This window comes from Streptomyces sp. NPDC041784 (genome assembly GCF_055591025.1).
Map to the genome: position 1 here is coordinate 351,460 of NZ_JBVJAB010000003.1, position 6,833 is coordinate 358,292.

General features: G+C 71.1%; 6 protein-coding genes. 3 read left to right on the forward strand and 3 right to left on the reverse strand.

Going from position 1 to position 6,833, the window contains the following annotated elements; all coding sequences use genetic code 11:
* Positions 1–120: 120 nt before the first annotated feature.
* On the reverse strand, positions 121–645 hold the full coding sequence (locus ACZ6D7_RS08270) for a hypothetical protein (protein ID WP_469485356.1): 525 nt from the start codon (positions 643–645) through the stop codon (positions 121–123).
* A 483-nt stretch (positions 646–1,128) separates the two neighbouring features.
* Between ACZ6D7_RS08270 and ACZ6D7_RS08275 the strand changes: the two genes are divergently transcribed.
* Positions 1,129–3,174 carry a phosphocholine-specific phospholipase C gene (locus ACZ6D7_RS08275; RefSeq protein WP_469485359.1) on the forward strand — a complete coding sequence of 682 codons (2,046 nt, stop codon included), beginning with the start codon at positions 1,129–1,131 and terminating at the stop codon, positions 3,172–3,174.
* A gap of 80 nt (positions 3,175–3,254) precedes the next feature.
* Positions 3,255–4,076, forward strand: a complete 822-nt coding sequence (locus ACZ6D7_RS08280) for an LURP-one-related family protein (RefSeq protein WP_469485362.1) — start codon at positions 3,255–3,257, stop codon at positions 4,074–4,076.
* A 6-nt stretch (positions 4,077–4,082) separates the two neighbouring features.
* On the opposite strand, the gene ACZ6D7_RS08285 is transcribed toward ACZ6D7_RS08280, so the two are convergent.
* Together ACZ6D7_RS08285 and ACZ6D7_RS08290 are read right to left on the reverse strand one after the other, a co-directional pair.
* Positions 4,083–5,042, reverse strand: a complete 960-nt coding sequence (locus tag ACZ6D7_RS08285; RefSeq protein ID WP_469485365.1) for a DMT family protein — start codon at positions 5,040–5,042, stop codon at positions 4,083–4,085.
* Entirely contained in the window at positions 5,039–5,842 is an 804-nt protein-coding gene (locus ACZ6D7_RS08290; protein ID WP_469485367.1) for a phosphatase PAP2 family protein, read from the reverse strand. Before ACZ6D7_RS08290 ends, ACZ6D7_RS08285 begins: the two co-directional genes overlap by 4 nt.
* A gap of 169 nt (positions 5,843–6,011) precedes the next feature.
* Between ACZ6D7_RS08290 and ACZ6D7_RS08295 the strand changes: the two genes are divergently transcribed.
* Positions 6,012–6,659, forward strand: coding sequence for a TetR/AcrR family transcriptional regulator (locus tag ACZ6D7_RS08295; protein ID WP_469485370.1), 648 nt, complete (start codon positions 6,012–6,014; stop codon positions 6,657–6,659).
* The last annotated feature ends 174 nt before the right edge of the window (positions 6,660–6,833 follow it).

The window sequence follows — 6,833 nt, forward strand, 5'->3', positions numbered from 1 at the left end:
GGACCGCCGGGGTCCGCCGGGCGCACTGCCAGTGGTCCAGACCACTGAGCGGGTCTGGCTTTAGATCGATTTCAGGTCATCCCTGCCCTGACCGGCCGATTTTGACGGAGAGTCAGGCGATCAGGCGCAGAGCACGCGCGTCTCGGGCGTGTAGACCGGCCCGCCGCTGATGCTCGTGCGGTCGCTGAACTCGGCGTAGAAGTACGAGTAGAACCCGATGTTGCCGTTGCAGCCGGAGTCCGCCGCGACCTGGAGGGTCAGCGTGACCGTACGGCTCTGCCCGGGCGGGATCGTGGAGCCGTAGTTGGCGCCCAGGTTGGCCGGGCCGGTCCCGGAGCAGGGGGTGCTGCCGGCGGCCGTGGTCAGGGCGCAGCCGGTGAAGCTGTACTTGAGGTCCGGACGCTGGGTGGTCAGCCAGGTCGGGTCGATGCTCTGGTACACGAACCAGATGTCGTAGGTCTTGTTGTTGGTGATCGTCATCGACAGGTTCACCGTGCCGCCGGGCGTGGCGGTCGCGCTGTTCGTGGCGAAGGTCAGCTCGGCCGGTGCCGGGTCCGCGCTCGCGCTGGGGGCCAGGCCGAACACGGCGAGGACGGCGGCGAGGAACGTGGCGAGGCCGAGGCGTCGCATCAGAGGTGATCGCATGGCCCGGGAGGCTAGGCAGGCGGCGAGAGCGCCGTCGTCCCCGTGGATCACCCGGAATGCTCATATCGGCCGGAAATATTCCATCCGTGGAGAATGTGTGGGGAACCTGTGGAGCCGTCAGAAACCCTGTGCATGCGCACTGTAGTCGGGGTGTGACGCAGCGGATCGACGGGGCGGGCGGTTCGGAGGGTATTGGCGCGTACCCGCCCCTTGGCCGTCCGTCCGCCCGGCGCCCGGGCCGCGGTTTCTCGGCCATCCCGCCGGATTCCGGCCCAACTGCGGCCTGCACGGCACCTGTCGGCACCCTTTTGGGGATCTTTGGGCTGACCTCGGATCCGTGCACACCTCGCGTACGGTCGACTTTCACACGGACGCCACCCGACCCTTCCCTGACGTTCGGTGCCCTTGGAACACTTCTGGCGCGCGCATTTCCGACATGAACCGGCCGGACGAGACACCCTTCCGTCGAGAGGTCCCTCACCCATGCCCGAAGTCAACCGGCGCCGCTTCCTCCAGCTCGCGGGCGCCACCACGGCGTTCACCGCACTCAACGGCAGCATCGAGCGTGCCGCCGCGCTGCCCGCGAACCACCGCACGGGGTCGATCGAGGACGTCGAGCACATCGTCGTCCTGATGCAGGAGAACCGCTCCTTCGACCACTACTTCGGCACCCTGAGGGGCGTGCGCGGCTTCGGCGACCCGCGCCCGGTCACGCTCGCGAACGGAAAGTCGGTCTGGCACCAGCCGGACGGCACCGGCGAACTGCTGCCCTTCCGCCCCACCGCCGACGACCTCGGCATGCAGTTCCTGGAAGGCCTGCCGCACAGCTGGCCCGACGGCCACGCCGCCTACAACGGGGGCAAGTACGACAACTGGGTGCCCGCCAAGGGCACCACCACCATGGCGTATCTCACCCGTGAGGACATCCCGTTCCACTACGCGCTCGCCGACCGGTTCACCGTCTGCGACGCCTACCACTGCTCCTTCATCGGCTCCACCGACCCGAACCGCTACTACATGTGGACGGGTCACACGGGCAACGACGGCCGGGGCGGCGGCCCCGTCCTCGGCAACGACGAACTCGGCTACGACTGGACGACCTACCCCGAGCGCCTGGAGCAGGCGGGCGTCTCCTGGAAGATCTACCAGGACATCGGCGACGGCCTCGACGCACAGGGCTCCTGGGGCTGGATCCAGGACGCCTACCGCGGCAACTACGGCGACAACTCGCTGCTGTACTTCAACAAGTACCGCAACGCGCAGCCCGGGGATCCGTTCCACGACAAGGCCCGCACCGGCACCGACGTCAAGAACGGCGACGGCTACTTCGACGTGCTGAAGGCCGACGTGAAGGTGGGCCGGCTGCCGCAGATCTCCTGGATAGCCGCCCCGGAAGCCTTCTCCGAACACTCCAACTGGCCCTCGAACTACGGCGCCTGGTACATCGCCCAGGTCCTGGACGCGCTCACCTCCAACCCGGCGGTGTGGGCGAAGACGGCCCTGTTCGTCACCTACGACGAGAACGACGGCTTCTTCGACCACGTCGTGCCGCCGCTCCCGCCGGCCTCCGACGACCGGGGCAGGTCCACGGTCGACGTCACCCTGGACCTCTACCCGGGCGACAAGAACCGCGTCGCCGGCCCCTACGGACTCGGCCCGCGGGTGCCGATGCTCGTCATCTCCCCCTGGAGCAAGGGCGGTTACGTCTGCTCCGAGACCCTCGACCACACCTCGATCGTGCGGTTCATGGAGCGCCGCTTCGGGGTGCACGAGCCCAACATCTCGCCCTGGCGGCGGGCCGTCTGCGGCGATCTGACCGCGGCCTTCGACTTCTCCCGCAAGGACACCGAGCCCGTCCCCGTCCCCGACACCGACGGCTACGAGCCCCAGGACCGCGAGCGCCACCCCGACTACAAGCCGGCCCCGCCCGCCGAGGGCGTCCTGCCCAAGCAGGAGCGCGGCTCGCGCCGCACCCGCCCACTCAAGTACACGCCGTTCGTAGACGGTTCGGCGGACGGCGCGGCCGGTGAGATCACGCTCACCTTCGCCTCCGGCGCCAAGGCCGGCGCCGCGTTCCATGTGACCTCCGGCAACCGCACCGACGGACCGTGGTTCTACACGACCGGCGCCGGCAAGACCGTCTCCGACACATGGAACTCGGCCTACTCCGGCGGCTCGTACGACCTGACCGTGCACGGCCCCAACGGCTTCCTGCGCGCTTTCAAGGGGAAGGCCGCCGGAGTCGAGGTGGTCGCCCGCCACGTCGGCGACGACGTCGAACTCACCTTCACCCACAAGGGTTCGGGTACCGCGGTGCTGAAGCTGGTGGACGGCTACCGCTCCCGCACGACGACCGTCCGGGTGCGCGCGGGTGCCGTCGTGCGGCGCACCGTCGACCTGGGCGCGAGCCGGCGCTGGTACGACCTCACCGTCACCTCGGACACCGACCCGTCCTATCTGCGGCGGTTCGCCGGACATGTCGAGAACGGGTGCCCGGGTGTGAGCGATCCGGCGATCGTCACGGAGTAGCCGTGCCGGGGTAAAAGCCGGGTGAACACCGCATGGTGGGGTCTGTTCAGGTCCCTACGGGCTCGGGATAGTGTGCCCCGGTGACCACGCATTCGAACACACCCGCAGGCTGGTACCCGGATCCGCACGGAGCCGCCCAGACCCTGCGCTACTGGGACGGCGCCCAGTGGACCGAGCACACGCACGCCGACCAGCAGGCGCAGGCCGCGCCGAAGGTGCCGCACCAGCCGGCCGGCCCCGACCAGCGCGTCCAGCAGCAGGTGCAGCAGCAGGCCGGGGTCGCCCCGAGCGGCCCCGGCGGCGGCACACTGTTCAGCGAGCCCGTCCTGGTGGTGAACCAGAAGGCGAAGCTGATCGAGCTGACCAACGAGTACAAGGTCATGGACCAGCAGGGCAATCAGCTCGGCTCGGTCGTCCAGGTCGGGCAGAGCGCGCTGAAGAAGATCCTGCGCTTCGTCGCCAGCCTCGACCAGTTCATGACGCACCGGCTGGAGATCCGCGACGCCTACGGGCAGCCGGTGCTGCTGCTGACCCGGCCCCGGAAGTTCCTCAAGTCGCGGGTGATCGTGACCCGTCCCGACGGACAGCCGGTCGGCGAGATCGCTCAGCAGAACGTCTTCGGGAAGATCAACTTTGCCATCACCGCCGGCGGCCAGAAGATCGGCGCGATCAAGGCGGAGAACTGGCGGGCGTGGAACTTCGCCATCGTCGACCACGCGGAGAACGAGGTCGCCCGGATCACCAAGACCTGGGAGGGCCTCGCCAAGACGATGTTCACCACGGCGGACAACTACGTCCTCCAGATCCACTACCAGCTGCCCGAACCGCTGCTGAGCCTGGTCGTCGCCACGGCCCTGACCGTCGACACCGCGCTCAAGCAGGACTCGCGCGGACTCGGCTGACGCCGGTCAGAGCGCGGTGAGGTGCTCCGGTCCGGTCGCGGGCCGGGGCAGCAGCGCCGGTTCGGCCGACGCCGTCCCCGGCTTCAGGGCGAGCACCGCCGCCACGGGATGCTCGTCGTCGACGGGGGCGAGGAGCACCGGAGCGGGTTCCGGTGTGGCCCGCGACAGCAGCACGACACCCCGTCCCGCGAGGCCCGCCCCGGCCAGCGCGAGCAGCACGCCCGCGGGCCCGCCCTGGAGCCGCTCGCCCAGGAGGGCCAGGCCGATCACCGCGGCGGCCACCGGGTTCGCCAGGGTCACCATGGCCAACGGGGCGCCCAGGCCGTCCCGGTAGGCGGTCTGCGACAGCAGCAGCCCGCCCGTCGCGAACGCGGCGACCAGCAGCGCCACCCCGATCACCTGCACGCTCAGCACGGGGGCCGAGCCGTCCGTCGCCGCCACCGTCACCGTCTGGGTGAGCGCCGAGGCCACCCCGGAGGCGAAGCCCGACGCGGTCGCGTGCCGCAGTCCGGGCCGGGTGCCGCGCCGGGCCAGCAGGCCGATCAGCGCCGCCGTCGCCCCGGCCACCGCGACCGCCTCGGGCGCGCTCAGCACGTCCTCGGGCGCCGGACCCGACGCGGTGACCAGGACGGCGGCCAGACCGGCCAGCGTGTAGGCGGTGCCCCGCCACTCGGCCGCGCCGACCCGTCGTCCCGCGACCCGCGCGCCCAACGGCACCGCCGCGACCAGGGTCAGCGCGCCCAGCGGCTGCACCACGGTCAGCGGGCCGTACCGCAACGCCACCACGTGCAGCAGCGCGGCCGCGGCGTTCAGTCCCACCGAGCACCACCAGGCGCCGCTGCCCAGCAGCCGCACCAGGCCCGCCCCGGGGGACCGGGAGGCCAGCCGTTCCTGGGCGACGGCCGCGGCCGCGTAGGCGACGGCGGAGAACAGCGAGAGGACGACGGCGAGCAGGGTGGCGCTCATCGGCCCGCCCCCACCAGGACCTGGTCCCCGGCCTTCGCCGGAGCCGGCCGCGGCATCCCGCGCCCCGCGGTGGTCGCGGTGCGGCGGGGCGCGTGGATCAGGGCGAGCGCGACCCCGAGCAGGGCGCCCGCCGCGATCGCGTCGAGCCAGTAGTGGTTCGCCGTGCCCACGATCACCAGCAGGGTCAGCAGCGGGTGCAGCAGCCACAGCCACCGCCATCGTGACCGGGTCGCGACGATCAGGCCGATCGCGACCATCAGCGCCCAGCCGAAGTGCAGCGAGGGCATCGCCGCGAACTGGTTCGAGAGGTGGTCGGTCTGCGGGGGCCCGTACACCGACGGGCCGTACACGCGGGCGGTGTCGACCAGCCCGGTCACCGCGAGCATCCGCGGCGGCGCGAGCGGGAACGCCAGGTGCAGCACCAGGGCGGCCGCGGTGAGCGCGGCCAGCACCCGGCGGGCCCAGACGTAGTGCGCCGGGCGTCGCAGGTAGAGCCAGACCAGGAAGGCGAGCGTGGCCGGGAAGTGGACGGTCGCGTAGTAGGTGTTCGCGACCTGGGCCGGGGTGTCGCCGTGCAGCAGCAGGGACTGCACGGCGCCCTCGCCGGGCAGACGCAGCCACCGCTCGGCGTCCCACACGTCGTGGGCGTTGCGGAAGGCCTCGGCGGTGTGGCCCGTGGCCAGCTGCCGCCCGAACTTGTAGACGAGGAAGAGTCCAGCGACGAGCAGGAGCTCGCGGACTATCGGCGGCCGCGCCGGCGTGACCGGCTCCGCTTCTCCAGGCTCGGTGCGGGCATTCATCCCCCGGCCCCTTCACTGACGGTGGTGCGTTTGATCGATCGATACGATGTCGTACCGATACGGCAGTGTACCGATACGCGGGAGTACCGGTACACTGGCGTATCGATTGACATACGCCACACTGGAATCAGGCTCGGACTCGGAAGAGGAGCCGGGAGGAGAAGAGACGATGACGTCGCAGGCCGCGGACGGACCGGAGCCGGTCACCGCCACGCGCCGCTCCAAGCTCACGCCCCAGCGCGAGCAGGAGTTCTTCGACGCCGTCCTCGAACAGATCCGCGAGTGCGGATACGAAGCGGTCACCATGGAGGGCGTCGCCGCCACCACCCGGTGCAGCAAGTCCACGCTCTACCGGCAGTGGAAGACCAAGCCCCAGTTCGTCGTCGCCGCCCTGCGCTCGCGCCGCACCGCGCGGCTGGCCGGCATCGACACCGGATCACTCGCCGACGACCTGCGCGAGGCCGCGCGGGCCACCGGCCGCTGGTCGACGAACGACTCCAAGCTGCTCCAGGCCCTCGGTCACGCCGTCACCGGGGACCAGGACCTCGCGCTGGCGCTGCGCGAGGCGCTGGTCGACCCCGAGATCGAGGCCCTGCGGGAGATCCTGCGGCGCGGCGTCGAACGCGGTGAGATCGCCGCCGACCATCCCGCGCTGGAGTACGTCCCGGCCCAGATGTTCGGCGTGGTCCGCGCCCGTCCCGTGGTGGACGGGGAATACGCCGACCAGGACTACTTGCTGCGCTTTGTGGAGGCCGCCGTACTTCCGGTGCTCGGGCTCCATGACCGCGACAGACCCAGGCCGCCGTCCACGGGATGACTGGACGGTGACCTGACCGCGCCGCACCGTGGGGACGGGGGCGGCGCGCACCCCCCGGCCGGGTGGGGCTCCCCTTTGAGCGGAGGGGGCGCCCCACCCGGCCGGCCCCCTCTTCCCGGCCGGGCCTTTTTCCGCGGCTTCGACCTCCTTTCCCCCTCCGCCCCCCCTCCCCAC

Excerpts from the sequence above, each read along its gene's own strand:
- ACZ6D7_RS08275 (WP_469485359.1), top strand. The coding sequence starts at position 1,129 with ATGCCCGAAGTCAACCGGCGCCGCTTCCTCCAGCTCGCGGGCGCCACC.
- ACZ6D7_RS08270 (WP_469485356.1), bottom strand. The coding sequence starts at position 645 with ATGCGATCACCTCTGATGCGACGCCTCGGCCTCGCCACGTTCCTCGCC.
- ACZ6D7_RS08295 (WP_469485370.1), top strand. The coding sequence starts at position 6,012 with ATGACGTCGCAGGCCGCGGACGGACCGGAGCCGGTCACCGCCACGCGC.
- ACZ6D7_RS08285 (WP_469485365.1), bottom strand. The coding sequence starts at position 5,042 with ATGAGCGCCACCCTGCTCGCCGTCGTCCTCTCGCTGTTCTCCGCCGTC.
- ACZ6D7_RS08290 (WP_469485367.1), bottom strand. The coding sequence starts at position 5,842 with ATGAATGCCCGCACCGAGCCTGGAGAAGCGGAGCCGGTCACGCCGGCG.